Origin of the sequence: Caballeronia choica (genome assembly GCF_001544535.1) — a bacterium.
In the GTDB taxonomy this organism is placed as follows: domain Bacteria; phylum Pseudomonadota; class Gammaproteobacteria; order Burkholderiales; family Burkholderiaceae; genus Caballeronia; species Caballeronia choica.
The window spans coordinates 1-675 of the sequence record NZ_FCON02000582.1; the positions used below are offsets into that span (position 1 = coordinate 1).

Consider the following 675-nt stretch of genomic DNA (forward strand, 5'->3'; position numbering starts at 1 on the left):
CCTGAACAACGGATCAAGGAATGCCGGCACCTATCATCGATGACGAACTGTGGGCACTGATCGAACCGCTACTTCCGCCGCGCAAACCGCGACGCGAGCGATACCCTGGACGGCTGCCGGTCTCGGACCGTGCAGCACTCAATGGCATCCTGCTTGTGCTGAAGACAGGGATGCGATGGAACCACCTGCCAACCCAATTGGGCTTCGGTTCTGGCGCGACTTGTTGGCGTCGGCTGCACGACTGGCAGCAGGCCGGAGTGTGGGACAAGCTGCATGCACTGCTGCTCGAGAGGCTGCGCGAATCCGGCCAGCTCGATTTCTCATATGCAGCGGTCGATTCATCGTCCGTACGAGCCGTTGGGGCGGGCCAAAAACTGGGCCAAACCCCACCGATCGCGCACGACCAGGGTCCAAACACCACGTTCTCGTAGACGCGAACGGCGTTCCTATCAGCGTGATCCTGACCGGCGCGAACCGCAACGATGTCACGCAACTGCTGCCGCTGGTCGACGCCATCCCACCGATTCGCGGCACTCGCGGCCGACCGCTTCGCAAGCCCAAGGTCATTTACGCTGACCGTGGCTACGACTCCGACTCGCATCGCCGCCGACTTCGCGAGCGTGGCATCAGACCGGTCATCGCCAGGCGCCGCACCGAACACGGCAGCGGCCTGGG

1 pseudogene is annotated in these 675 nt (G+C 63.4%); it reads left to right on the top strand.

Going from position 1 to position 675, the window contains the following annotated elements:
- Positions 1 to 20: 20 nt before the first annotated feature.
- Positions 21 to 675: pseudogene (locus AWB68_RS45835) on the top strand (IS5 family transposase); the annotation flags it as partial.